General features: G+C 65.4%; 24 protein-coding genes. 8 read left to right on the top strand and 16 right to left on the bottom strand.

Annotation, left to right across the window (positions count from 1 at the left end; all coding sequences use genetic code 11):
- Positions 1-3 precede the first annotated feature (3 nt).
- On the top strand, positions 4-738 hold the full coding sequence (locus tag PKE72_RS06335; RefSeq protein WP_271164520.1) for an SDR family NAD(P)-dependent oxidoreductase: 735 nt from the start codon (positions 4-6) through the stop codon (positions 736-738).
- Between the two features lie 9 nt (positions 739-747).
- Here PKE72_RS06335 and PKE72_RS06330 read toward each other — a convergent pair whose 3' ends face one another.
- The 3 genes from PKE72_RS06330 to PKE72_RS06320 form a co-directional block, all read right to left on the bottom strand.
- Positions 748-2,364: a globin-coupled sensor protein gene (locus PKE72_RS06330; RefSeq protein WP_271164519.1), complete on the bottom strand. Its 1,617-nt coding sequence runs from the start codon at positions 2,362-2,364 to the stop codon at positions 748-750.
- A gap of 100 nt (positions 2,365-2,464) precedes the next feature.
- Positions 2,465-2,953 (bottom strand): MarR family winged helix-turn-helix transcriptional regulator, encoded by a 489-nt coding sequence (locus PKE72_RS06325; protein WP_271164518.1) that lies wholly within the window; start codon positions 2,951-2,953, stop codon positions 2,465-2,467.
- Between the two features lie 103 nt (positions 2,954-3,056).
- Positions 3,057-4,187, bottom strand: a complete 1,131-nt coding sequence (locus PKE72_RS06320; RefSeq protein WP_271164517.1) for a sensor histidine kinase — start codon at positions 4,185-4,187, stop codon at positions 3,057-3,059.
- A 406-nt stretch (positions 4,188-4,593) separates the two neighbouring features.
- On the opposite strand from PKE72_RS06320, the gene PKE72_RS06315 reads away from it, so the two are divergent.
- The 6 genes from PKE72_RS06315 to PKE72_RS06290 all read left to right on the top strand — a co-directional run bounded on the left by PKE72_RS06315 (position 4,594) and on the right by PKE72_RS06290 (position 11,663).
- Positions 4,594-6,096 (top strand): CoA-acylating methylmalonate-semialdehyde dehydrogenase, encoded by a 1,503-nt coding sequence (locus PKE72_RS06315; protein ID WP_271164694.1) that lies wholly within the window; start codon positions 4,594-4,596, stop codon positions 6,094-6,096.
- A 137-nt stretch (positions 6,097-6,233) separates the two neighbouring features.
- The gene (locus PKE72_RS06310; RefSeq protein ID WP_271164516.1) at positions 6,234-7,370 is read left to right on the top strand and encodes an isobutyryl-CoA dehydrogenase; all 1,137 of its coding nucleotides are present in this window, start codon (positions 6,234-6,236) and stop codon (positions 7,368-7,370) included.
- Positions 7,367-8,425 carry an enoyl-CoA hydratase/isomerase family protein gene (locus PKE72_RS06305; RefSeq protein ID WP_271164515.1) on the top strand — a complete coding sequence of 353 codons (1,059 nt, stop codon included), beginning with the start codon at positions 7,367-7,369 and terminating at the stop codon, positions 8,423-8,425. The genes PKE72_RS06310 and PKE72_RS06305 overlap by 4 nt, the downstream gene beginning before the upstream one ends.
- Before the next feature lie 25 nt (positions 8,426-8,450).
- Positions 8,451-9,353 (top strand): 3-hydroxyisobutyrate dehydrogenase, encoded by a 903-nt coding sequence (mmsB, locus tag PKE72_RS06300; protein WP_271164514.1) that lies wholly within the window; start codon positions 8,451-8,453, stop codon positions 9,351-9,353.
- Between the two features lie 94 nt (positions 9,354-9,447).
- A complete protein-coding gene (locus PKE72_RS06295) occupies positions 9,448-10,404 on the top strand; it encodes a flavin reductase family protein (protein WP_271164513.1) in 957 nt (318 codons plus the stop codon).
- A 74-nt stretch (positions 10,405-10,478) separates the two neighbouring features.
- Positions 10,479-11,663 (top strand): acetyl-CoA C-acyltransferase, encoded by a 1,185-nt coding sequence (locus PKE72_RS06290; RefSeq protein ID WP_271164512.1) that lies wholly within the window; start codon positions 10,479-10,481, stop codon positions 11,661-11,663.
- A 28-nt stretch (positions 11,664-11,691) separates the two neighbouring features.
- Here PKE72_RS06290 and PKE72_RS06285 read toward each other — a convergent pair whose 3' ends face one another.
- The 8 genes from PKE72_RS06285 to PKE72_RS06250 all read right to left on the bottom strand — a co-directional run bounded on the left by PKE72_RS06285 (position 11,692) and on the right by PKE72_RS06250 (position 18,283).
- A complete protein-coding gene (locus PKE72_RS06285) occupies positions 11,692-12,348 on the bottom strand; it encodes an isochorismatase family protein (protein ID WP_271164511.1) in 657 nt (218 codons plus the stop codon).
- Positions 12,345-13,172 carry an alpha/beta hydrolase gene (locus PKE72_RS06280; RefSeq protein ID WP_271164510.1) on the bottom strand — a complete coding sequence of 276 codons (828 nt, stop codon included), beginning with the start codon at positions 13,170-13,172 and terminating at the stop codon, positions 12,345-12,347. Before PKE72_RS06280 ends, PKE72_RS06285 begins: the two co-directional genes overlap by 4 nt.
- A 23-nt stretch (positions 13,173-13,195) precedes the next feature.
- The gene (locus PKE72_RS06275; RefSeq protein WP_271164509.1) at positions 13,196-13,984 is read right to left on the bottom strand and encodes an alpha/beta hydrolase; all 789 of its coding nucleotides are present in this window, start codon (positions 13,982-13,984) and stop codon (positions 13,196-13,198) included.
- Positions 13,981-14,637, bottom strand: coding sequence for a cysteine hydrolase family protein (locus tag PKE72_RS06270; protein WP_271164508.1), 657 nt, complete (start codon positions 14,635-14,637; stop codon positions 13,981-13,983). The genes PKE72_RS06275 and PKE72_RS06270 overlap by 4 nt, the downstream gene beginning before the upstream one ends.
- A gap of 86 nt (positions 14,638-14,723) precedes the next feature.
- A complete protein-coding gene (locus tag PKE72_RS06265; protein ID WP_271164507.1) occupies positions 14,724-16,241 on the bottom strand; it encodes a PAS domain-containing sensor histidine kinase in 1,518 nt (505 codons plus the stop codon).
- 10 nt (positions 16,242-16,251) lie between these two features.
- On the bottom strand, positions 16,252-16,620 hold the full coding sequence (locus tag PKE72_RS06260; protein WP_271164506.1) for a response regulator transcription factor: 369 nt from the start codon (positions 16,618-16,620) through the stop codon (positions 16,252-16,254).
- A gap of 79 nt (positions 16,621-16,699) precedes the next feature.
- A complete protein-coding gene (locus PKE72_RS06255) occupies positions 16,700-17,317 on the bottom strand; it encodes a response regulator transcription factor (RefSeq protein ID WP_271164505.1) in 618 nt (205 codons plus the stop codon).
- Positions 17,318-17,392: 75 nt separating this feature from the next.
- Positions 17,393-18,283 (bottom strand): helix-turn-helix domain-containing protein, encoded by an 891-nt coding sequence (locus PKE72_RS06250; protein WP_271164504.1) that lies wholly within the window; start codon positions 18,281-18,283, stop codon positions 17,393-17,395.
- 139 nt (positions 18,284-18,422) lie between these two features.
- On the opposite strand from PKE72_RS06250, the gene PKE72_RS06245 reads away from it, so the two are divergent.
- Complete coding sequence (locus tag PKE72_RS06245; RefSeq protein ID WP_271164503.1) at positions 18,423-19,049, top strand: response regulator transcription factor; 627 nt, start codon at positions 18,423-18,425, stop codon at positions 19,047-19,049.
- Positions 19,050-19,051: 2 nt separating this feature from the next.
- Here the strand turns inward: PKE72_RS06245 and PKE72_RS06240 are convergent, their stop codons facing one another.
- The 5 genes from PKE72_RS06240 to dnaN form a co-directional block, all read right to left on the bottom strand.
- Positions 19,052-20,536 carry a sensor histidine kinase gene (locus PKE72_RS06240; protein WP_271164502.1) on the bottom strand — a complete coding sequence of 495 codons (1,485 nt, stop codon included), beginning with the start codon at positions 20,534-20,536 and terminating at the stop codon, positions 19,052-19,054.
- A 132-nt stretch (positions 20,537-20,668) separates the two neighbouring features.
- Complete coding sequence (gene gyrB, locus PKE72_RS06235; RefSeq protein ID WP_271164501.1) at positions 20,669-23,095, bottom strand: DNA topoisomerase (ATP-hydrolyzing) subunit B; 2,427 nt, start codon at positions 23,093-23,095, stop codon at positions 20,669-20,671.
- Between the two features lie 144 nt (positions 23,096-23,239).
- Positions 23,240-24,376 carry a DNA replication/repair protein RecF gene (gene recF, locus PKE72_RS06230; protein ID WP_271164500.1) on the bottom strand — a complete coding sequence of 379 codons (1,137 nt, stop codon included), beginning with the start codon at positions 24,374-24,376 and terminating at the stop codon, positions 23,240-23,242.
- Between the two features lie 54 nt (positions 24,377-24,430).
- Positions 24,431-24,718, bottom strand: a complete 288-nt coding sequence (locus tag PKE72_RS06225) for a GIY-YIG nuclease family protein (RefSeq protein WP_271164499.1) — start codon at positions 24,716-24,718, stop codon at positions 24,431-24,433.
- A gap of 67 nt (positions 24,719-24,785) precedes the next feature.
- Positions 24,786-25,904, bottom strand: coding sequence for a DNA polymerase III subunit beta (gene dnaN, locus PKE72_RS06220; protein WP_271164498.1), 1,119 nt, complete (start codon positions 25,902-25,904; stop codon positions 24,786-24,788).
- Positions 25,905-25,980: the final 76 nt, after the last annotated feature.

Here is a 25,980-nt window from a genome sequence, read left to right as displayed (position 1 = left end):
CGGATGACGGAGACGGGAAATCTCGCCGTCGTGGTCGGAGCCGGAGGCGGCATTGGGGCCGCCCTGCTGCAAGGACTGGCGGCGCAGAACCGCTATGACGGCCTGATCGGCCTAGGGCGGACTAGGCCGTCGGACTGGCCTGACGACGCGGGTTGGCGCTTCATCGAGACGGACATCACCGACGAGGCGCAGATCGCCCGCGCTGCAGAGGCCGTCGCTCTCCAGGGAGTGCCGTCGCGCGTGATCGTCGCGACCGGTCTGCTTCAAGGCCAGGGCGTGGCGCCAGAGAAGACCATGCGGGCTCTGGACGCCGCTGCGCTCCAGCAGTTGTTTCTCGTCAACGCCATCGGTCCGGCCTTGGTGGCGAAGCATTTCCTGCCTTTGACGCCCCGCGACCGGCCCGGTGTCTTTGCGGCCCTGTCGGCGCGCGTGGGCAGCATTTCGGACAATCGACTGGGGGGATGGTACGGCTACAGGGCGTCCAAGGCCGCGCTCAACATGTTCATCGCCACGCTTGCCGTCGAACACCGACGGACCCACCCCCTGGGGGTTTGTGCGGCGCTACATCCGGGAACGGTCGAAACCCGCCTCAGCGCGCCCTTTCCCGCGCGTTCGCCGGTCGCCGGCCGATTGTCTCCGGCTGAATCGGCTCAGGCGCTCCTGCGGGTTATCGATGGGCTTCAGCCGTCGGACAGCGGTCGCTTCTTCGCCTGGGACGGCAAACCCATAGACTGGTGACGCGCCCGGTTAGAATTCTTCCCATTCGTTCGCTTCTGGCGCGGCGGCGAGCGCCGCGGATCCTGTCTGCCGTAGGACCGGAGTGGCGACCGGTCGTGGGGAGCGCGGCGGTGGGGCGTTGTTCGACGGCTTGGCGGCGGCCCTGCCAGCCTGTCCCGCACTGTTTTGGTTCGTGACCTGGAAGCGCGCCAGGAGCGACGCCAGACGCGCGCCTTCCTGCGTCAGATTGTGGCTGGCGGCGGTGGATTCCTCGACCATGGCGGCGTTTTGCTGCGTCACCTGATCCATCTGGTTCACCGCCGTATTGACCTCGTGCAGCGCCGTGGATTGTTCCTGCGTCGAGGCGGTGATCTCGGACATCAACTGATCGATTTCCATCACGCGCGCGACGATGGCCGACAGGGCCTCGCCCGTCTCCCCGACTAGACTGACCCCCGACTTCACCTGAACGGATGAGGCCGTGATCAGCGACTTGATTTCTCGCGCCGCTTCGGCTGACCGCTGAGCCAGGGCGCGGACCTCGGAGGCCACGACGGCGAAACCGCGCCCGGCCTCGCCCGCGCGGGCCGCCTCGACCCCGGCGTTCAGGGCGAGCAGATTGGTCTGGAAGGCGATTTCGTCGATGACGCCGATGATCAGGCCGATCTTGTCGGCTGACGACTCGATCGCGCCCATGGCGTCGACCGCGCGATGCACGATCTCCCGTGACTTCTCCGCCGCCACGCGCGACGTCTCCACGACTGTCGCGGCCTGGTTGGCCCCCTCGGCGGTCTTCTTCACCGTGGCGGTGATCTCGTCGAGGGCGGCGGCCGTTTCTTCGAGCGTCGCGGCCTGCTGTTCGGTCCGCCGCGACAGGTCGTCGGCGGCCTCGCTGATTTCGCTCGCCCCGGCCTGCATGGCCTGGGTGTTGCCCGAAATTTCCGCCATGGCGGCGTCCAGTTGGGCCATGGCGGCGTTGAAATCCTCTTTCAGCCGCGCGTAGCTGCCGGGGAAGTCGGTGTGGATCCGCGCCGTCAAATCGCCCTGGGCCAGCGCGGTCAGGGCGTCCGCCGTGGCGGCGACGACCCGGCTCTGTTCGGCCTCGGCCTGGGCGCGCTTCTCGTCCGCCTCGCGACGAGCGGTTTCGGCCGCCTCAAGATAAAGGGAAATGACGATGTCCATGTCCAGCATGGCGGCCTTGACCACGCTGGCGATGGCCTCGCCCAAGGCGTCTCCGTCGTCCTTGCGGCCGAACGGGCCGCGCTTGCCGGAGTGCGCCTTGACGATGGCCTTGATCAGACCGTTGAGGATCAGTCCATAACCACCGATGTACCAGCGCGGCTCAAGCCCGATCCGGGCATGGGTCTGTCCGATTCGACGGACGCCCTCGACATACTCAGGTGTGAAATCCCCAGAGGCGATAAGGGACCAGTGCTTGGATTGAGCGCTTTTCGCCCCCGCAATATGGCTTTCGGAATTGAAGAAGTGCGACACTTCAGGGGTGGCGCGGACCTGATCATAAAATGCGTCCAGGCTCTGCCCAAGCGCGGCCTCGATATCAGGCCGCGCCTTGGAAAGCGCCGTCTTGGCGCGAGCGTCCAACTTCAGAAAATCCAGCCGTTTCTGAAGTTCCATATCTGCAGACATGCTCGCCCTTTCCGATGCTTCGGAAAAGATGAGCGGTTACGCCTAAGTCAGGGTTAATCTGAGTTGAGATGTGAAAAGGTTGCGGTGTGCAACCTTCGTCCTAAGCGGCTTCTTCCCGTGCGGTCATCGCGAGGGATTGGATGAAGTCGTCCAACATCGGCGACATGGTGCGCATGGCCTCGACCGCCTCAGGAGGCAGAGCCGCAGCAAAGCCGCGATAGTCGGCGCGACGACGCGCGAGACGTTGCTCGCCCACCGCCGTCAGGGAAAGCATTGTGACGCGCCGGTCCGTCGGATGGGCGCTGCGGGTGATCAGGTCATTCTTGACGAGCCCGTCGACCATTCGCGAGATGGTCGCCGCGGGCAGGTCCATGGCGTCGACCAGCGCGCACTGCCTGAGCCCGCGCCGGCCGGCCTTTTCAACGATATTCAAGGCCTGGACTGTCGACTCGTTCAGGCTGCCATCAATGAACAGATGATCCAGAAGCTGATCCAGTTGTTGGATAAGGGTGTCAAAAGCGACCAGCGTCGCAGCCGCCTTGTCATCAGCAGGCAGGAGTCCGGCGGCAATGATTCCACGTGATCCCATAGACCGCTTCTAATTCAGTCTCTGCAGCTTTCAATAGTGGCAAGTACCTACCTGGCGTCGATAATCGGCGATGAAAACAGAGACTTGCCGACTGTAACCCTGATTATGAACGGCCTCCTGCGGTCTTCGCAGCGCCTTGCCTGTACTCGTCTTGATCGACGTCCCGTTCAGAAGCGCCGTTGGGAAGATGAAGATCATGCACATTGGCGTTGAGGGTGAAGGCGAAAGCGGCGCCGCCGAGCGGGCTGGGTGCGAGATCAATGCCGCCGCCGTGGGCTTCGACGATGGTTCGGCAGATCGTGAGGCCAAGCCCCATTCCCCCCGGCTTGCTGCTCACGAGCGGTTCGAACAGCTTGTCGGCCATTTCCGACGGCACGCCCGGACCGTTGTCGCTGACCACCATGAGATATCCTCCGGGCGTCAATCGGCCTGAAATCTCAACCTTGCGCGGCGCTCCCGTCGCAGGCGCGTCCATGGCGTTCCTGGCCAGATTCAGCACGACTTGCTGTAGTTGGACGCGGTCACAACGCGTGAAGTCGCCCGGATCGATCCGGGCGGTGATCTCGGCCTTTGTTTCGCGTGCATGAACGTGAAGGATCGGCAGGATCTCGTTGATCACTTCGGCGACATTCTCTCGAGTCTGGAACCCCTTGTCGTGGGTCAGGAGCGACCGGAGGCGCCGTATAATGTCGGTTGCGCGCTCGACCTGACCTCGGGCCCCTCTCATCATGTCCGCCACCTCGGTCGCATTCTCACACCGGACGAAGGCAGAGTCGGCAGCCGCGAGATAATTGACGGCGGCGCCAAGCGGTTGATTGAGTTCATGGGCCAGCATTGACGCCACTTCCCCGAGTGAGTTCAGCCGCCAGTTGTGAATGATCTGAAGCTTGACGTCTTGAAGCGCCGCCTCGGCCGCGACAGAGGCCGTCATGTCCTGGATGAACAGGGTGACCAAGTCTTCTCCCGCCCTTGAGAACCGCGCAGCCTGCACGTCTACGAAGGCTTGCCGACCATCGACACGCCGCGCCTTTCTATGAAGGTCTTTTCCGGCGCTGCGGCTTGCGGCGTTGATGTCTTCGACGACCGATGGCGAACTCAGCGTCGCGACGTCGAAATCCTCGAGCAACTCGCGAATATCGGTCGCCGGCGTGATCAAGGGTCGCCCGAAAAACCGCTCGGCGGTCGCATTGGCGCAGCGAACCGTGCCGGACCCGTTGATCGCGATGATAGCCATAGGGGCATCCATGAGGATGCTCTCTGCAAAAGACTCCACGTCCTGGTCTCCCACCCAGCCCCAAACGACGCCTCCCCACTAGACGGGAGAGTTAAAGTCGCCGGTTGTATAGGGTGGTTCTATATCAACTCGGAGGGGAGTGGGAACAGTTATTTCAGCGATGTAACAGCTGTAACTCATGATAATCATTAGCGATATTATCTGTCTTTCTTCTACGTAAATGACCTTATTCTGGTGCCTGTAACAATGTCGTCTGGTTGAGAACTGCTGTCGTTATCTCTGAGCCTCGCGCGGACAGGCCTTTGCGGGATGGGGGACGTTTTACGTTTGGTGGGGCTGCAAGAGGATGATCCTGCCTGCTATGACGGCGCCAACAGCAATAACGTCATAGGGAATCTCAGGTATGGTGCGCGACATTCGCCATTTCATCGACGGCGCGGCCTTCGAAGGCGCGTCCGGCCGTTTCGGCGACGTCTTCAATCCCAACACCGGCGAGGTCCAGGCCCGCGTCCAGCTGGCCAGCGTCGGTGAGGTCGATCGTGCGGTCCAGGCGGCGCAGAACGCCTTCGACGGCTGGGCCAGCACCAACCCGCAACGCCGCGCCCGCGTCATGTTCGACTTCAAACGCCTGGTCGAGGCGCGGATGGACGAACTGGCCGAGCTGCTGTCCAGCGAGCACGGCAAGGTCCTCGCCGACTCGAAGGGCGACATCCAGCGCGGGCTGGAGGTGATCGAGTTCGCCTGCGGCATCCCCCACGCGCTGAAGGGCGAATACACTCAGGGCGCCGGCCCCGGCATCGACGTCTATTCGATGCGCCAACCGCTGGGCGTGGTGGCGGGCATCACCCCGTTCAACTTCCCCGGCATGATCCCGATGTGGATGTTCGGCGTGGCCATCGCGGTCGGCAACACCTTCGTGCTGAAACCGTCCGAGCGGGATCCGTCCCTGCCGGCGCGCCTGGCCGAACTGATGCTGGAAGCAGGGGCGCCCAATGGCGTGCTGAACGTGGTGCACGGCGACAAGACGGCGGTCGACGCTATCCTGACCCACCCGCTGGTGCACGCCGTCAGCTTCGTCGGTTCGTCCGACATCGCCCATTATGTCTATCAGATGGGCGCCGCCAATCATAAGCGGGTCCAGGCCATGGGCGGGGCGAAGAACCACGGCATTGTCCTGCCCGACGCCGACATGGCCCAGGTGGTCAAGGACTTGACCGGCGCCGCCTTCGGTTCGGCGGGCGAGCGGTGCATGGCGCTGCCGGTGGTCGTGCCTGTGGGCAAGAAGACGGCCGACGAACTGCGTGAACGTCTGGTCGCCGAGATCCCCAGCCTGAAGGTCGGGATATCCACCGACGCCGAGGCCCACTACGGCCCGGTCGTCACCCAGGTTCACAAGGACCGCGTGCTGGGCTGGATCGAAAAGGGGGTTCAAGAAGGCGCCGAACTGGTCGTCGACGGCCGCGACTTCAGCCTTCAGGGGCACGAGAAAGGCTATTTCATCGGCCCGTCGCTGTTCGACCATGTGAAGCCGGAAATGTCGGCCTATCAGGAGGAGATCTTCGGCCCGGTGCTACAGATCGTCCGCGCCGAGAGCTTCGAGGAAGCCCTAGCTCTGCCGTCGCAGCACCAGTACGGCAACGGCGTGGCGATCTTCACCCAGAACGGCCGCGCCGCCCGCGACTTCGCCGCCCGCGTCAACGTCGGCATGGTCGGCATTAACGTGCCGATCCCGGTGCCGGTCGCTTATCACACCTTCGGCGGCTGGAAACGGTCGGCCTTCGGCGACATCAACCAGCACGGCATGGAGGGCGTCCGCTTCTGGACCAAGACCAAGACCGTGACGGCCCGCTGGCCGGACTCGGCGCTGGAGCATTCGGACAGTTCGTTCGTCATTCCGACGATGCGCTGACCCTAAAACGCCGTCACCCTCAGGCTTGACCCGAGGGCCGGATTGTCCGCCGCTAATGCGACGACGGGGACTCACAATTCGCCCCCGCGTCTGATCCTCGGATCAAGTCCGAGGATGACGGAGCAGGTTGAGAGATCATGGATTTCGCCCTTAACGACGACCAGCGCGCCATTCAGGACGCGGCGCGCACTTTCGCCGAGGCTGAACTGGCGCCGCATTCGGCCCGCTGGGACGAAGAGAAACACTTCCCTGTCGACGTGATGAAGCAGGCGGCCGAGATGGGGTTTTGCGGCATCTACACCGGCGAAGAACACGGCGGCATGGCCCTGGGCCGGGTCGAGGCGGCGCTGATCTTTGAGGAGCTGTCGCACGGAGACGTGGCGACGGCGGCCTTCATCTCGATCCACAATATGGCGACCTGGATGATAGACCGGTTCGGGTCGGACGATCTGCGCGCGCGGTTCGTGCCGGATCTGGTCGGCATGGAGAAGATCGCTTCCTACTGCTTGACCGAGCCGGGATCGGGGTCGGATGCAGCGGCGATGCGGACCACGGCCGTGCGCGACGGCGACCACTATGTGCTGAACGGGTCCAAGGCTTTTATTTCGGGAGCAGGGACCAGCGACCTCTATGTGGTCATGGTCAGAACGGGGGGCGAGGGCGCGAAGGGCGTGAGCGCCGTCGTGGTCGAGGCCGGCACGCCAGGCCTGTCGTTCGGGGGGCAGGAGAAGAAGATGGGCTGGAACGCCCAGCCCACCGCCATCGTCCAGTTCGACGACTGCCGCGTGCCCGTCGCCAATCTGCTGGGCGAGGAGGGAGCGGGCTTCCGCTATGCCATGGCCGGGCTGGACGGCGGTCGACTGAACATCGCCGCCTGCTCTCTGGGCGGGGCGCGGTTGGCGCTGGAGACGGCGCAGGCCTACGTCGCCACCCGCAAACAGTTCGGCAAACCGCTGGGTGAGTTTCAGGCGCTGCAGTTCCGTCTGGCCGATATGGCCACCGATCTGGAGACGGCGCGGCTGATGGTGCTGCGCGGCGCCTGGGCCATCGACACCGATCATCCGGAAAAGACGAAATGGTGCGCCATGGCCAAGCGTCTGGCCACCGACGCCTGTTTCCAGATCGCCGACGAGGCCCTGCAACTGCACGGCGGCTACGGCTATCTGAAGGACTATCCGCTGGAGCGGATCGTGCGCGACCTGCGGGTTCACCGCATCCTGGAAGGGACGAACGAGATCATGCGGGTGATCATTGCACGGGAGATGGCGCGATGAGCGACGCCGAAATCATCGCCCGCATCGAGAACGGCGTCGGCCGGATAATCCTCAACCGGCCCAAGGCGATACATGCGCTGAACCGTCCGATGTGCGAGGCGATGACCGAGGCCCTGCTGATCTGGCGCGACGATGAGGCGGTGCAGTCGGTGCTGATCGACCATGCCGGCGAACGCGGCTTCTGCGCCGGGGGCGACATCCGCATGATCGCCGAGAGCGGGGCGGGGGATGCGTCCGAGGCCAAGGCCTTCTTCCTGGCCGAATACCGGCTGAACCATTTGATGTTCGACTATCCCAAGCCGATCACGGCGATCGTGGACGGGATCGTCATGGGCGGCGGCGTCGGGATTTCGGAGCCGGCGGACATCCGCATCGCCACCGAGCGGACGACCTACGCCATGCCGGAGACGGGGATCGGCCTGTTTCCTGATGTCGGCGGCGGCTGGTTCCTGCCGCGTCTGCCGGGCCAGACCGGCGTTTGGCTGGCTCTGACGGGGGCGCGGCTGAAGGCGGCGGATACGGTGGCGTTGGGGATCCACACCCACTTCGTTCCGGCGATCGATATCGAAGGCTTCAAAGACGCGTTGCTGGCGAACCCGGCGGACCCGCTGGACGAGGCGAACCGTTGGGTTTGCGCCACCGAGCCGGAAGAGGCGCCGCTGAACGCCCACCGCGAGGCCATCGACCGACTGTTCGCCTTCGACACGGTCGAGGAGATTTTCGCGGAGTTGGAGGCGGACGGGTCGGAGTGGGCGCTGGCGCAACTAACGACGCTGAAGACCAAGTCGCCGCAATCGCTGAAGGTGACTCTGCGCCAGCTCCGGACCGGGGCGACGCTCGCCAGCTTCGCCGAGAACATGGCGATGGAGTACGCCCTAGGCGGTCGGGTGGTGCGGACCCACGACTTCCAGGAAGGGGTGCGGGCCGTGATCGTGGACAAGGACAATACGCCCCGATGGTCCCCGGCGGACTTGTCGGGCGTTACGGAGGCGACGCTGGACGCGCTGTTCGCGCCGCTGCCGGACAACGAAAAATGGACGCCCCTAGACAGATAGAGGCGCCGACACAGGGAGAGAGACCATGACCAAGATCGCCTTCATCGGCCTGGGCAATATGGGGGGCGGCATGGCCGCCAATCAGGCGAAGGCCGGCCACGCGGTCGCCGCCTTCGACCTGAGCACGGCGGCGCTGGAGCGGGCCTCGGCGGCAGGCTGCGCGCCTGCGGCTTCTGTGGCCGAGGCCGTGCGTGACGCCGAGGTGGTGATCACCATGCTGCCCGCCGGCCCCCATGTGCTGAAGGTCTACGCCGAACAGATCATCGGCGCGGCGCCGTCCAGCGCCCTGCTGCTGGATTGCTCGACCATCGACGTCGAGACGGCGCGCAAGGTGGCGGGCCTGGCCAAGGAGGCGGGATACGCCTTCGCCGACGCGCCGGTGTCGGGCGGCACGGCGGCGGCGGACGCCGGGACCCTGGCCTTCATGGTCGGCTGCGACGAAGGCGACTTTGCGCGTGTCGAAGCGGCGCTTGAGCCCATGAGCCGGATCACCATCCGCGCCGGCGATCACGGCGCCGGTCAGGCGGCCAAGATCTGCAACAACATGCTGCTGGGCATCTCCATGCTGGGCACGTGCGAGGCGATCGCCCTGGCCGAGAAGCTGGGCCTGGATCCCGAACGCTTCTTCGAGATCGCGTCCAAGTCCTCGGGCCAGTGCTGGAGCGTGACCAGCTATTACCCCTGGCCCGGCCCGGTGCCGACGGCGCCGTCGAACCGTGACTATCAGGGCGGCTTCGCGACGGCCATGATGCTTAAGGACCTGAAACTGGCCCAGGACGCCGCCGCCAAGTCGGGCGCCTCCACGCCCCTGGGCGCCCAGGCCGAGGCGATGTACGCCCTGTTCGACGGCCTGGGTCACGGCGGTCGCGACTTCTCGGCCATGCTGCAGATGCTGCGCGGGCGGCTGGCTGATCTGGACGCCGGGTGATCCGATCCGTAGGCGCAGGCGTAAATCGTGGCGTTTGCGGCCGGACCTGCCCTATTAGACGCCTTTCACCGCTCGCACTGGACCGCCACGCCTCATGATCGCATCGCCGCCCCGGATCGGAGGCCTGGATGTCCAGGGTTGGGGCGATCCGGAAGATCCCGTCGTCCTTCTGATCGGCCCGGCCGAACATGTCTCGCCCGACTGGCGCCAGTGGGTGCGGGCTCTGGTCGAGGCCGGACGGCATGTGCTGCTGGCCCCCGCGTTGGACGCTGGCGAAGAGGCGACTGCGCTGCGCGGCTTGCTGACCGACATCTCGTCGCGGCCCGCTATCCTGTGTTCGGCCGACACCTTGGCGCGCGTTGCGTCGGCGCTGGTCGTCACCGGGCCGCCCCTGGCCAGTTGCCTGATCGTCGTGGGCCAGGCGTCGGTCGAGGCGACAGCGCCCCTGGACGGCTTGCCGATCCTGACGCTGGACCCCGACACGCTGTCCGATCCGGCGGAGACAGCCGACGCCGTCATTCTGGCCTTCCTGGAGCAGCAGGCGCCCCGCGACGCCCTCTACTACCAGGCCGGCTCCGATCCCCGCACCCTGCGCGACGCCCTGGGCTGTTTCGCCACCGGCGTGACGGTGGTCACCACCCTGGACGAGGCGGGCCAGCCGGTGGGGTTGACCGCCAACTCCTTTTCTTCTGTGTCGCTTGACCCGCCGCTGATCCTGTTCTGCCTGGCCCGAAGCTCGTCCAACCTGGAGCGGTTCAAGCGCGCGGAGCATTTCGCCATCAATGTCCTGCACATCGGCCAGCAGCCGATGTCGGGCGCCTTCGCCCGGTCGTCGGCCGAACGGTTCGACGGCGTGGCCTGGGAGACCTGGGACACGGGCGCCCCCATCTTGTCGGGGTCGCTGGCCAGTTTCGAATGCGCGACCCATCAGGTGGTCGAGGCAGGGGACCATCTGGTCTTCATCGGCCGGGTCACGCGCGCCCGGTTCGAACCGCGCCGCGACCCGCTGCTCTATTTCCGTGGCCGTTACCGTCGACTTCATTTCGCCTGACCGCAGCGGGCCGCCGGTTCACATCGGGTGGTCGGATCGCTATCTCAGACGCCAAAGCAAGAGGAAGCCCGCCCATGTCCGCCGATCCCGTCGTCATCGTCTCCTACGCCCGCACGCCGATGGGCGGTTTCCAGGGCGCGCTGTCGGACGCCAAGTCCACCGACCTGGGCGCCACGGCGGTGAAGGCGGCGCTCGACCGGGCGGGCCTGGATCCGAACAAGGTCGAACAGATCATCATGGGCTGCGTTCTGCCCGCCGGCTTGGGCCAGGCCCCGGCGCGTCAGGCGGGGATGGGTGCCGGTCTGCCGATCTCGACCGAGGCGACGACGATCAACAAGATGTGCGGCTCGGGCATGCAGGCCGCGATGATGGCGCGTGACGCCCTGCTGGCCGGATCCGCAGAGGTGATCGTGGCGGGCGGCATGGAGTCGATGACCAATGCGCCGTATCTGATGCAGAAACACCGGGGCGGCGCCCGGATCGGCCACGACGTCATTTCCGACAGCATGTATCTGGACGGGCTGGAAGACGCCTACGAGCCCGGCAAGCTGATGGGCCAGTTCGCCGAGGACACCGCCAAGGCCTATCAGTTCACCCGCGAACAGCAGGACGCCTACGCCGTCGAAAGCGCCGGCCGGGCCAAGCGCGCCCAGGACAGCGGCGCCTTCGACGCCGAGATCACGCCGGTTGAGCTCAAGACCCGCAAGGGCATGGTGGTCGTGGACCGCGACGAGCAACCGACCAAGTCCGACCCGTCCAAGATCCCCAATCTGAAGCCGGCCTTCGGCAAGGACGGCACGATTACCGCCGCCTCGGCCGCCTCGATCTCGGACGGCGCGGCGGCTCTGGTCATGATGCGCCAATCAACTGCCGAGGCTCTGGGCCTGACGCCGATCGCTCGTGTCGTCAGCCAAGCTGCGCACGCCCACGAGCCTAGCCTGTTCACGACCGCGCCCGTTTTCGCCTTGCAAAAGGCGCTGGCCAAGGCGGGCTGGACTGCGGACGACGTCGATCTGTGGGAGATCAACGAGGCCTTCGCCATCGTACCCATGATCGCCATGCAAGAGCTGGGCATCCCGCATGACAAGGTCAACGTCAACGGCGGCGCCTGTGCCCTGGGGCATCCGCTGGGCGCCTCGGGCGCGCGCGTTTTGACAACTCTGCTGTCCGCCCTGAAGGCGCGGGGCAAAACCAAGGGCATGGCGGCGCTGTGCATCGGCGGTGGAGAAGCCACCGCCATGGCCGTGGTCCGCCTCTAAAATCGCCGTCACTCGACGTCCGACCTTGTCAGCCCTCGCGAGCGTGCTCCCCAAGCATGGCCTTGGCGTAGAGGAGGCCGATTCCGTAGGCGCCGGAGTGATCGATGGCGATGCCGGTGGTGGCGTCATAGGTCTCGCCCCGCGCCCAGTCGCGTTGCAGTTCAAGCAGATATTGCAGCGAGGTCAGGGGGCGGACCCCCGCCTGGATCATCCGTTGGATCGCCCGGTCGTGCGCCTCATTGGAAACATCGCCAGAGGCGTCCGCGATGACATAGACCTCGAAGCCCTGCTCGATGGCGGACAGGGCTGGTCCCGCGATACAGACCGAGGTCCACAAGCCCGCGAGCACGATCCGATCTGTCGCCAACCGGTTGACCTCGGCGATCACGGCCGCGTCTTCCCAGCAGTTCATCGTGGTGCGATCGATGATCGGCGCGCCAGGGAAGGCCTTCTGAATCTCGGGGAAGACCGGGCCGGAAAAGCTGGTGGCCGCAACGCTGGTCAGGACGGTCGGTACCGCGAAGGCCGCAGCGGCGCGGGCCACGGTGGCGGTATTGGCCCGAAGCGCACCCACTTCGATGGAGTTCAAGGGGAAGGCCATCTGCGACTGGTGGTCGATAAGGATCAGCGCATGATCGGTCGGCGTCAGCAGGGAGCGGGCGGCGGCGAGTGAAGCTGTAGTCACAGGAAGTCTCCTTCTGGGGCGTTGATAAAGCCGATGTCCGACAGGCGTGATCGGTGTGATGCGTCCCAGGCGATGCAGGCCTGGGCGACCGTCTCCCAGCCTGGTTCGGCGATCAGCAGGTGGGAGCGGCCGGGAAAGTCGAGGAAGTCGGTCGGCGCCGCCGACCGGCGCTGGATGCGGTAGGCGGCGCGCGACAGGTAGGGGGTCACCAACCGATCCCGGTCGCCGGCGGTGATCAGCAGAGGCTGGCGGCGGCGCCGCGGATCGATCCGGGTGCCCCGCCAGAAGGCGGCCTGATGAATTATTCGGCCCGATGTCGGGACGACATATCGGTCCCAAGTTTCTGCTTGCAGCGCAGGCGGTGCGGCGTTGGCGTAGCGCTCGGCCCACAGTCGCCGCGACAGGGCGTAGGGGCGGCGCCAACCTGCGGGCCGTAGGATCGCCGGCGCCGCCGCGCTGAGTGTCAACCAACCGGGAACCACGCCGCTGATCGGCGCTGGGTTCAGGGCGATGCCCGCGCGGCCTAGACCCCGATCGAGCAACAGTTGGACGAACAGGCCGCCGAATGAATGGCCGACCAGAAGCGGCGGTCGATCCAGCATCCGGATGTGGGCCTCCATCCGGTCCACCACCGCCTTGATAGACAGCGACCCCAAAGCGTCTGGGGGATCGCCGCGTAGCTGGGCGACGGACAGTTGGTCGATGACCGGCCATTCCGGCGTGTGGACCTGATAGCCCGCCTGGCGCCAAGGCTCCGCGAAGGGGCTCCAAGAGGCGGCGGTCACCCAGAGGCCGTGAACGAAGACGACGGGATCGGCGGACATGACCCTGCTCCTACCGTCGGCCGTCATGCCCGCGCTGGACGAGCGTTCGCCACCGCCCAGTCCAGGGCGTAGTCGGCGACGGCCTCCCACCCCGCATCCATGCAGGTCCAGTGGGACCGTCCTTCGAAGATCTTCAAATCGGTCTTGGACGGCGCGCGGGTCTGTTTGCGATAGATGGCGCGCGTCATGTCGGCGTCGGCGATCAGGTCCAGGTCGCCCCCGATCAACAGCAGTGGCGCGCGGTCTGGATTGTTCCACTGGATGCGGCCTGACGCCCCCGTGACGCCGTCCCAGTAGACGCGGCCGGCGGTCGGGACGATGTAGCGGTCGTAGAGTTCGGTCGCCCGGTCCTTGGGCGCGGTTTGGGCAAAGCGGGTCTCGAAGAAGCGCCGCGACATGACCTTGGCCTTCCTCCAGCTGAACAGATCGGTGAAGATGGGGAGGGCCGAGACGATCGCATGTGGGCCCAGAGGCACGCCGGGCGTCGGAGCGGGATTGATGGCCACGCCGGCGACGCCGCAACCGCGGTCCAGCAGGTGCTGGGTGAAGACGCCGCCCAACGAATGGCCGATCAGGATCGGCGCTTCCGGCAACGCTCGGATGATCCGCTCGAAGTGGTCGATGATCGCCTTTTGGCCAGTCCGGGCAAGCTGAGGATCCGGGGCGTGACGTAGCTCGGCGGGCGACCGGTCGTCGTGGGGCCAGTCCGGCGTTACAACCGTGAAACCCTTGGCCTCATAGCGGGCCTTGAAGGCTTCCCAACTGCGGCTGTTCAGCCAGGCGCCGTGGATGAGCACGATGGTCTTGGTCATGATTGGATCCTCTGGAGGGGCTGCAGGACGGGCAGCAGTTCGGCCGACGTCAGGATGACGTGGGCATAGGTCGGCCCATTGATGTCGTGGGCCGCGTGCATGGCTTCGAGGGACAGGGCTGCGGTCGCATCGCGCACTAGGGTCACGTGATAGCCGAGCTCGACCGCGAACTTGGCCGTGGTCTCGACGCAGGTATTGGCGATCATGCCAATCAGGATCAGATGGGTGATCCCGTGTTGCCGCAGCTGTAGATCGAGGTCCGTGTTGGCGAAGCCGCTGGAGCTCATATGCTCCTTGACGACGACATCGCCCGGCTGGGGCGCGAACTCGGGCCGCCACTCGCCCCCCCATTGGCCGCGCGCGAAGATCTGCATCTCGGACGACGCCAGTTGGTAGGGCGTCGGATGGTCCCAGCCTGCGAAGTCGTCGGGCTCGGCCCGGTGATGCGGCACGATGAAGATGCGCAACCCAGCGTTTCTTGCGGCGCGGCTGACGGCCTGCAGATTGGCGATGACGTCGTACTTCTCCGCGACAGGGGCCAACTGGGGCCAGAGCTTGCCGCCTTCCGACAGGAAGTCGTTGTAGGGATCGATGAAGAGAAGCGCCGCGCGATCGGGGCGGTACATCGGGGGGCTGGATGCGCTGGTCGTCACGACGCCTCTCCTCATCAGGGACGAACCGTGGGGGGAGCCGGTTCGTCTAGGGAGAGGATGCGACCGCGTGGCCCTGACGCGCCATTCTACGTCAGGTCCATGGCCTCAGACCTTGGTATGGCCCCGCTAACCGGTAGGCGAACCGTAAACGCCGCTCCGGCGCCGGGAAGATTGGCGGCGTCGATGCGGCCGCCGTGCGATTCCACGATGGAGCGACAGATCGGCAGGCCCAGTCCCATGCCTTCGGGCTTGGTCGAATAGAAGCTGGTGAACAGACTGTCGGGCGACGCCGTAAGACCCGGGCCGTCGTCTGCAACGACGATCTCCACTTCGTCACCGCAGTCGGTGGCCGATAGTCGCAGACGGGGCGCGTGTCCGGGCGCTGCGGCCTGGATGGCGTTCATGATGAGGTTGACCAGCACCTGCTGCAGTTGGACGCGATCGCCATGCACGTTCAGCCTCTCTACCGTCTTTACGACCTGCGCCTGGCGGCCCTGAAGCTCATCGCGAAGGAACAACAGCGTCTCGTCGACGAGGTCGCGGATGGAAAGGGGGCCGTAGGCCGCGCTCTGTTTGGAGGCCATGTTACGAACGCGCGCGATGACGTTGGCTGCTCGTTGCGAATCCATGCCGATCCGTGACGTGAGGCCGATGGCCCGCGCCAAGTCGGGCTCTTCGCGCGAGAGCCACCTCAAACAGGCGGCGGCGTTCGTGGCGATGGCGGCCAAAGGCTGATTGACCTCGTGCGCGATTGACGCCGCGAGTTCGCCCAGCATCGACACCCGCGCGGCATGGGCGAACTCGTCTCGGAGGCGGCGCAGATCAGCCTGGGCCGAGAGTCGATCCGAGATATCGATGACGCCGACCAGAAGGGCGCCTTGAGCCAGACCTTCATGGGGAAATGCGGCGGTGAACAGGGCGTCGAATTCCGTTCCGTCGCGCCGCCTGAGGCGGGTCTCGGCCATGTAATGGCTTTGCCGGCTGATCGCCGCCTTCACGGAAGCGGCGTAGACCGCGCTGCTGTTCTCGGGCCAGTAAGGCTCGACCGAGGACGCGAGATGCTCACGACCGCCGATGCCGAACATGGAGAGCGTCGTATCATTGACGTCGACGACCTTCGTCCGTCGCATCATCTCCCTAACGAACTCCGGATGGTCGTCGAAATGGCGCGGAAAATCGTCGACACCCTGGTCCTTCAGCTTGCGCAACATCTCACCCACTGGCGCGAAATCCAGTTCCCAGAAGGCGGCGGCCATGGCCTGGAACAGGCTGCTGTACCGGAGTTCCGAGCGTTTGAGCTGGTCCTCGACCGCGCGTTGAGCCGTGACGTCGCGGCCGATCTCCAGGGTTTCGCCCGCCCCCCGCGCCCAGATGGCCTGGATCAAAAGCGGCCGTCCGTCCGCGTTTCGTCTTTCGATCACGGCCTCCGTCTGATGTGCCGGATTGAGTCCCAGCAGATCCTCGACCTTGGCGCCGACCGCCTGTTCGACCGTCCAACCATAAAGGGCGACGGCCGCCGGATTCCAGGCCTTCACACGCCCCCGGTCATCCCAGATGACGACGCTGTCGGGGACGAATGCGAACAGGTCGGGGGACGCCGTCATGACCCGCCATTCACAGGGTCAGGACACCCTCGATGCAACGAACCAGATCCGCCTCCTGGAACGGCTTCAGCAGGACGCAGGCTGCGCCGCTGGCCTTGGCGCGCGCGTGCAAGGACAACTCGGTTCGGGCTGTGACCATGATCACCGGCGTCGTAACCCCGAGGCCGTCCAGATGGTGTTTCAGTTCTATGCCGCTGAGCCCGGGCATCTGGATGTCGGTGATGATACAGTCTGCATCTGGCCCAGACGGATCGCTCAGGAAGCTCTCGGCGGACGCATAGGCCTTCACGCGATATCCCAGCGAGTCGAGCAGACCGACGATGGCCATCCTCAACGAGTCGTCGTCCTCGACGACCGAGACGGAAGAGTTGAGGGGCAAGCTGAGGGTCTTTCACAAGCGCCAGGACGGGCGTGTCAACATGGCGGCAGTGGGCATGGAGCGAAATCATACTCTGGTGTTAGTCCGTTGATCCAGCCAGCAGATCGGCCATGCGGACGAGGTCCGGCAGGGTGCGGGCGCCCATTTTTCGCATGGCGGAGCCGCGGTGAATTTTGACCGTGACCTCGCTGATCTCAAGGTCGCCGGCCACCTGCTTGTTCATCTTGCCGGTGGCCACGAGGCGCATCACTTCTCGCTCCCGCTGTGACAGGGTCTCGTAACGCCTTCGCAGATCGCCGACGCTGATTTCTGACGCGCGTCGCGCGCGGTCGCGGTCCAGCGCAGTCGCCACGGCGTCCAGCAAATCCTGGTCCCGGAAAGGCTTGGTCAGAAAATCTACGGCTCCGCCCTTCATTCCTTGCACGGACATGGGGATGTCGCCGTGTCCCGTCATGAAGATCACCGGCAGGAAAACGCCGAGGCTGGCCATCCGGGCGTGAAACTCCAGTCCGCTACCCCCGGGCAGACGCACGTCCAGCAGCACGCATCCCGGTTCGGACCAACGGCGCGCGTCCAGGAAATCCTGCGTCGACCTGTAGGCGCAGGCCGACAGCCCAACGGATTCCATCAAGGACTTTACCGCCTCGCGCACCGACTGATCGTCATCGACGATATGGATCACAGGCTCGGACGACATGAATCCTCCCGCCGGGAAGGTGACACGTCCGACCAGGGTGATCCATTCATCCTAAAGGATGAAAGCCGTCGCCCATCAAAGGCTCAGCGTGGCCTGGCGGTAGCGGCCCGGGCTCATGCCGGCGGCGCGTGTAAAGGCCCGGGTGAAGTTCGCCTGGCTTGAGAAACGGCAGGCTTGGGCGATCTGCGCCAGGCTGTCGCGTCCATACGCCAGCTTTTGCCGCGCCGCGTCCAGCCGTCGTTCGCTCAGATAGGCGTGGGGTGTCACGCCCAGCGTCTGCTGGAAGACGCGGCCAAAGTGGAACACGCTGACGCAGGCGATCTCGGCCAAGTCTGAAAGCGAGATGTCCTGCTCAAGGTTCTGGTTGATGAAGGACAGCACCCGGTCGAGCCGACGCCGGTCCAAGGTACCCCGACCTCGCGGAGGGCTAGCTTGGCGTCCACCCTCGGCATGATCCTGGGCGAGGGCGGAGATCAGGTCCAGGGCGAGCGCATCCATGCGCAGTCCGCCCGCCGATCCCTCGCAGCCGAGCTCAAGCTGAATGGTCCGCAGCAGGGTCATGATGCGCGGACTTTCGACCTCTGCCTGATAACGGAGATCCTGCGCCCGAAACCCGAGGTCAGCGACCTCTCCGGACAGAAAACTGTGCTGAGGAATATAGACGTGCAGCACGCGGGGAATGTCCGCCGAAAGCCGTGTCGCCTCTTCTCGGATGCCGGCCGGGCACAGCCAGGTCGTTCCGGGCGTGGCGGCGACCTCCTGGCGAACGCCGCCGGACGCGCGGGTGGACACCGCTGCGTTCTCATCGCGTAAAATCTGGGTGATCTCGGCGTTCTGAGGGGTGAAGGCGCCGATGGCGCCCGCCCCGTGACTGCGGATCTCGGCGGCGATCAGGCTCCACGGGCGATCCGCCGAGGTCGCAAGCAGGCTGGCGTCCTGAAATTTGGCGGTGCCGTGGCCGTCCATACCTTTTCCCCAACAATGGTATATGAACGTCTTTTGACAGACAGATCAATCGAGTGGTTCGGCGAAAACAGCAATCGTTGAAAAGACTGCTGCGTGCGTACGAGGCATATTGTCTCACTTAACATAATCGAACGCGTTCATGCCGCCCCTGATTCATATCGTCGACGACGACTGCCGACTTCGGGAAGCCTTGAGGGGGCTCCTACGCTCGATGGACTACGAGACGATGGAGCACGCCTCCATCGAGACGTTCCTGAAGGCCGACAAGCCCAGGCGTCCCGGCTGCGTGCTGGTCGATGTCCGACTGCCTGACGGCAACGGCCTGGATCTGCAGGCTCGCATGTCAGCCCATGGGGTGCACCATCCGGTGATCATAATGACCGGTTACGGCGACATCGCGATGAGCGTACGGGCCATGAAGGCGGGCGCCGTCGATTTTCTGACCAAGCCGGTGCGGGACCAGGACCTATTCGACGCGGTGGTCGCGGCGACCAGCCGCGACCATGAACGCTTGGCCGACCAAGAGGACTTGATTGAGCTGGAGCGGCGCTACGCCACCCTGTCGCCGCGCGAACGTCAGGTGATGGCCCTCGTCACGGCGGGCAGGCTGAACAAGCAGGCGGCCGCGGAACTGTCCCTCAGCGAGGCCACGATCAAGATTCACCGCAAGTCTGCAATGCAGAAGATGAAGGCCCGGACCCTGGCGGACTGGGTTCGTCTGGCTGACCGTCTCGATGGGATGTCGCGAGAAGACGCCGCCGTCTGACGTCAGGACGCCGCTGGAACTCGGACGTGGAATGTGGCGCCAAGCTTGGCGTCCTCATCAAGCCAGATGCGCCCGCCGATCGCCTCTATCGAGGTCTTGCAGATCGCCAGGCCCATGCCCATTCCGCCCTTCTTGTCTGATGTGAAGGGCTCGAAGAGTCGAGATCGCACCCCCGCCGCGACGCCGGGGCCGTGATCAGAAACGCTGATCACAACATCGCCCTCGACAGCGCGAACCATTACCCTGACATCTCGGGGCGCGGGCTGAGACTTCATCGCCTGGACGCCATTGATGAGAAGATTCACCAACACCTGCTGCATCTGAATTGAGTCCGCCATCACCCTGGGCAGGTCGGTGGCCGCGTCCAGGTGCACGGATGCGTCGTGAAGACGAAGCTCGCGATCGATCAGCACCGTCGCGATCCGCGCGGTCTCGGCGATGTCTAGGGGGGCCAGTTTCGGCGGTGACGCGCTGAGGAAGTCGCGTGTTCGGCCGACGACCTCTTGGGTGCGGCTGACATCCGCCACCGCGCGTTCGATCGCGCGTTCGGCCTCGGGGTAATTGGGATCCTCCCGGTGCATCCAGCGCCGCGCAGCCTGAATATTGGCGAGAATGGCCGCCAGGGGCGTGTTGATCTCATGGGTGATTGATGCGGTCAGGGCGCCAACGGTCGAGATTCGCGAAGCCCGCGCCGCCTCTGTCTGTGCAGCGACCAGCCGCGCCTGCAGGGCCTTGTAGTCCGTCACGTCCAAGGCCGCGACCAGGATGTTGCGAAAGCCGCTGAGCGATGTGGGCAGAGCCGCCGTGAACAGGCAATCCAGGTGGGTGCCGTCCGGCCGCACAATATGGGTTTCCGAACGGTAGAAGGCGTCGCCCCGACCAAAGGCGATCAGCCATTGGTTGAAGGTCTGGTCGCTGTCCGGGAGGATACGATCCAGGGGGCCGACCAGGTCCGCCTTGGATTTGGCCCCCATGGTCTGAACTGTAAAGGCGTTGACGTCCTTCACAATCACGCGCCGCCGAAGCTCTCTGGCTTCGTCGGGGCGTGCCGCGAAATAGGCCTCAATATCGTGTACGCCCTCGCCCTTAAGCTTCAGGATGCTCTCACCCACGGCCGACCAGTCCTCACGCCACAGGGAAATGCCGGGACGTTCGAACAGGGTTTCGCGCCACGCCGTCTCTACATCCTCCTTGCGACGTCGCCACAATGAGTAGGCCAGCGCCAGTCCGACCGTTGCGCCGGTCGCGAGCCAGAGCAGAAATCCGGAAACGGAGGCCGATAGGGCGCCGCCGATACACGCTAAAATGAGCGCGATGATCAATGCCAGGTCAGCCGCGTTCGGATTGAACGGCCGTCGCTCCTGACGCCGAAAAGCCCAAGCCGGAATGACATCGCCCGGTTTCGGCTCGGCGCTCTCCAGCATGGGCCAGAGGGTGAAGACTTGCTTTTTTACTCCAGAGGCGTCTGCCGCTTCGTCGGTCTTCATCCTCGTCGAGCCCCCCGCGACGCCCCGTCGCTTGTCGTCATCAGACTACGACGCAAGCATGCCGTCTATACTCGAGCGTTGACGTCAGGCGGCAGGAAGGCCAGTCGACCTCGCCGCCTGTCCATCTCGGGTCTAGACGTCGACCGCCGCGTCCAGAGCGTTTTCCTGGATGAACTCACGGCGCGGCTCGACCACGTCGCCCATCAGCTTGGCGAACAGGTCGTTGGCGTCTTCCTCGTGCTCGACCGAGACCTGCAACAGGGTGCGGGCGTTGGAATCCAGGGTGGTCTCCCACAGTTGCTCGGGGTTCATTTCGCCCAGACCCTTGTAGCGCTGGATGGCCAGGCCCTTCTTGCCGGCGTCCAGCACTGCGCTCAGCAGGTCCAGCGGACCACGGATGGTGGTGGACTTTTCCTTGCGGCGATAGACGGCGGGGGCGGCGAAGACGCCGTCGAAGGCAGCGGCGCGCTCAGCCAGGCGGCGAGCGTCCAGTGAACGGATCAGGGTTTCTTCCAGTACGATGGTTTCCTGCACCGCACGACGCGTGCGGGTGAAGACCACCGCGCCCTGTTCGCCCGGGGCCCCGGTCCAGTCGCCGTCGCCCTCTTCGGCGTACAGGTTCAGGCGGACGGCGGCCGCGGCAGAGGCCGCCGCCATGTCCGAGTTTTCGGCGAACAGGCCGGCCAGAGCCGCCTGTTCGATGGCGAAGGCGGGGGCGCGCTGGCTGAGGCGATCAACGCCCGCCTTGAAGGCCTTGGCCTCGCGCACCAGGGATTGCAGGTCCAGACCCAGGCGGCGTTCGCCGGTCGACAGGTCCAGCTCGGCCTCGGACGAGCCTTCCTCGATCAGGTAGGCGTCCATGTCGGCCTGGTCTTTCAGGTAGCGAGACTGCTTGCCCTTGGAGACCTTATAGAGGGGCGGCTGGGCGATATAGACGTGGCCGCGCGTGATCAGCTCGGGCATCTGCCGATAGAAGAAGGTCAGCAGCAGGGTGCGGATGTGGGCGCCGTCGACGTCGGCGTCCGCCATCAGGATGATCTTGTGATAGCGCAGCTTGTCGGCGTTGAAGTCGTCGCGGCCGATGCCGGTGCCCAGGGCCAGGATCAGGGTGCCGATCAGGTCTGACGACAGCATCCGGTCGAAGCGCGCGCGCTCGACGTTCAGGATCTTGCCGCGCAGGGGCAGGACGGCCTGGTTCTCGCGGTTGCGCGCTTGTTTGGCCGAACCGCCGGCGGAATCGCCCTCGACGATGAACAGTTCGGACTTGGCGGGATCGCGCTCTTGGCAGTCGGCCAGCTTGCCGGGCAGGCTGCTGATTTCCAGCGCCGACTTGCGTCGGGTCAGGTCCCGGGCCTTGCGCGCGGCTTCACGGGCGGACGCCGCTTCGATGATCTTGGCGACGATCTGCTTGGCCTCGACCGGATGTTCCTCGAACCAGGTCGACAAGCCCTCGGAGCACAAAGCCTCAACGGCGGGACGCACCTCGGACGAGACCAGCTTGTCCTTGGTCTGGCTGGAGAATTTCGGATCGGGCACCTTGACCGACAGGACGCAGGTCAGGCCTTCGCGGGCGTCTTCGCCGGTGACGGAGACCTTCTCCTTCTTGCCGGCGCCCGAGCTCTCGATATAGCCGCCCATGACGCGGGTCAGGCTGGCGCGGAAGGCCGATAAGTGGGTGCCGCCATCCCGCTGGGGGATGTTGTTGGTGAAGCACAACATGGTCTCGTGGTAGGAGTCGTTCCACCACAGGGCCAGATCCAGCTCGATCCCTTCCTTCTTGCCGCGAATGACGATGACGTCCTTCAGGATCGGCGTTTTGGACTTGTCCAGGTGACGCACGAAGGCCTCGACCCCGCCCTCGTAGTGCAGGATCATCTCGACCGGCTCGGCATGGCGCTGGTCGGCCAGCTTGATGACCACGCCCGAGTTCAGGAAGGCCAGTTCCCGCAGTCGGTGTTCCAGCGTCTTCAGGTCGAAGTCGATGTGGCTGAAGGTGGTGACCGACGGATAGAAAGTGACCTCGGTGCCGCTCAGCGGCTTGCCAGTGTCCTCTCGGATCGGGGCGTCGCCGGTGATGACCAGAGACTTGACCGTGTCGCCGCGCTCGAACCGCATCTGGTGCGCCTTGCCGTCGCGATAGATTTTCAGCTCCAGCCAGTCGGACAGAGCGTTCACCACAGACACGCCCACGCCGTGCAGACCGCCCGAGACCTTATAGGAGTTCTGGTCGAACTTACCGCCGGCGTGCAGCTGGGTCATGATGACCTCGGCCGCCGAAACGCCTTCGCCTTCGTGAATTCCGGTGGGGATGCCGCGACCATTGTCGGTCACGGTGACTGATCCGTCGACGTTGAGGATGACCTGGACCAAGTCGGCATGGCCGGCCAGGGCCTCGTCGATGGCGTTGTCCACCACCTCATAGACCATGTGGTGCAGGCCGGAGCCGTCGTCCGTATCGCCGATATACATGCCGGGGCGCTTGCGCACGGCGTCCAGGCCTTTGAGAACCTTAATGGAATCGGCGCCGTATTCGGGCTGGTCGGCAATCGGATCGGTCATGAAATCTGTGGCTCTGAAGTCCCGACCGGGACGGGGATTGAACGCCGCGTCTGGCGCTCGAATCGACGCCGGGATCGCACCGGGCCGAAGCCCGCAACATATAGGAATTTGCGGCGAAAAAGCGAGGAATTCCGATGTGGAATCCTAGTCGCTCTCCAGCGCCCCGCCGGCGACGCGGACGAACTGGGCGCGGCCGTCCAGGCCGGCGAACAGGCCGCGTTCGGTGCCGGTCATGAAGGCCTGGAGGTTCAGGGCGACGATCTCGTCGAACAGGGCGGCGCGACGGGCTTCGTCCAGGTGGGCGGGGGCCTCGTCCAGCAGCAGGACGGGGCGGGCGGCCCCGGCGGCGTCATGGTGCGACAGGCGGCTGATCTGGGCCAGGATCAGGTTCAGGACCAGGGCCTTCTGCTCGCCGGACGACCCCTCTGCGGCCGGGCGGTTCTTCTCGCGGTGAAGGGCGGTCAGGTCGGTGCGGTGCGGGCCGAACAGGGAGCGGCCGGCGGCGCCGTCGCGGGCGCGCGCCTTGGCCAGGCCTTCGCGGATCGCGGCGGCGATCTCGTCTTCTTCCGCGCCGTCCTCGGCCATCTGTTCGGCGGGACCGTCCAGACCCAGGTCGGCCTGGGGGAAGGGGCGGTCGCTGCGGGCGTCGATGGCGGCCTGGAGCGCGTGCAGGGCCGCGACGCGGGCCAGGGCGGCGCGGGCGCCGGCTTCGCCCAGCCGGGCCTCCAGGGCGTCCAGCCAGACGGGGTCGGCCTCGCGTCCGTCCTGTGCGTCGTTTAGCAATCGCAGCCGCTCGCGCAGGGCCTTCTCATAGGCGGAGACGGCGGCGGCGTGATCGGGATCGGCGGCGAAGACCAGACGGTCGAAGAATTTCAGCCGCTCGGCCCGGGCGTCGGAGAACAGCCGGTCCTGCTCGGGCGTCGCCCAGACGGGCCGTAGATAGTCCAGCAGCCGACCCGGCTGGGCCGTCTCGCCGTCGATGCGGACGATGCGCCGCGCCGCGCCCGCCGTCTGGACGCCGGTGCCCAGCCGCGTCTCGTCGTCCAGTTCGACCATGACGGCCCAGGCGCGGCCTACCGCCTCGCCGGGCTCGCGCCGACCCATCTCGGCGGCGGTCGCGCTCCGCAGCCCCTTGCCGGGGGTCAGAAGGCTGACGGCCTCCAGCAGATTGGTCTTTCCCGCCCCGTTTGGGCCGTGAAGCACTACGGGGCCGGAGGCGAGCTCCAGCCGTGCGCTCGCGTAGGAGCGGAAGTCGGTGAGGGTGAGGGAAATCAGGCTCAATCTATCCGCTCATCCCGGCGAAAGCCGGGACCCAGTCCTTTCGCTCGGCACGATCTAACCGAGCAATGTTGGAAACAGATCCGCCCATGCCGGGTTCTTGCGCTCGATCAGTTCCAGCTTCCAGACCCGCTTCCATTCCTTGATCTGCCGTTCCCGCACGAAGGCCGTATGACGCGTCTCGTGAACCTCGTACCAGACCAGGAGCGCGACGCCATATCTGCGCGTGAAGCCGGGACGCAGCTTGTCGCGGTGTTCGACCACTCGCTTGATCAGATCGTCGGTCGATCCAGTGTAAACTGTTCCGTTTCGGCGGCTGGCGATGATGTAGGTGAAGAACGCCAAGGCCAGCCTCCGGTACGAACGAAGAACTGGGTCCCGGCTTTCGCCGGGATGAGCGGAAATCTCTTGCCTACACCCGCAGAGGCATCAGCACGTACTGAACGCCCGGATCGCCCGGATCGAGCACGAGCGTCGGCGAAGCCGGGTCGGCGAAGCGGAAGGCGGCGTTTTCGCCGGTGATCTGGCCGGCGACGTCCAGCAGGTATCGGGCGTTGAAGCCGATCTCGAACGGTTCGTCGGAATAGCCGATCTCGACCTCTTCCTCGGCCTGACCGGCTTCCATGTTGCGCACGGTCAGCTTCACCCGGTCGTTGTCGAAGGCCAGTTTCACCGAACGGCTCTTTTCAGCCGAGATGGTGGCGACGCGGTCGACGGCCTTGGCGAACAGGGCGTTGTCGATGTCGGCCTGTTTGTCATTGCCCTTGGGAATGACGCGCAGATAGTCGGGGAAGGCGCCGTCGATGACCTTGGACGTCAGGGACGCCTCGCCCATCTGGAAGCGGATCTTCTGGGCCGAGACGGTGATCTCGACCGGGCCGCCGGCGTCGTCCAGCAGACGGCGGACCTGATCAATGGTCTTGCGCGGCACGATGACGCCGGGACCGCCGGCCGCGCCCTCGGGCGCAGGGGTCTCGGCCAGGGCCAGGCGGTGGCCGTCGGTGGCCACGGCGCGCAGCAGGGGCACGCCGGCCTCGGCGACCGTGTGCAGGTACAGGCCGTTGAGATAATAGCGGGTCTCTTCGGTCGAGACGGCGAACCGGGTCTTGTCGATCAGGCGCGCCAGGTCTTCCTTGGGCATGACGTAGGAGGCGCCGGCGCTGTCGGTGGACATGACGGGGAAGTCGCCGGCCGGCAGAACCGGCAGGTTGAAGCGCGACCGGCCGGCCGAAACCACCAGACGGGGATCGTCGCCTGAGTAGAGCAGCGACACCTCGGCGCCTTCCGGCAGCTTGCGCACGATTTCGTACAGGGTGTGGGCCGGGGCGGTGATCTGGCCCTCGACGTTCACCGTCGCCTCGGCCTCGTCCACCATCTCCATGTCCAGGTCGGTGGCGGCGAAGGCCAGCCGGTCCCGGCCCGCACTGAGCAGGACGTTGGACAGGATCGGGATGGTGTTTCGACGTTCGACCACGCTCTGCACATGGCCCAGGGCCTTAAGGAGCGCGGATCGTTCGATGGTCAGTTGCATGTCGTCTCGCCCGGATGCGGCGACTCAGGCTGGAGCGTCGCGATTGAGGGCCTTGGACACTAGCGGATTGGGCGCA

The sequence above is a fragment of the Brevundimonas intermedia genome (assembly GCF_027922165.1).
Taxonomy (GTDB): domain Bacteria; phylum Pseudomonadota; class Alphaproteobacteria; order Caulobacterales; family Caulobacteraceae; genus Brevundimonas; species Brevundimonas intermedia.
Note: the sequence above shows the minus strand (reverse complement) of the source record. Positions and strands in the feature narration are given on the sequence as shown.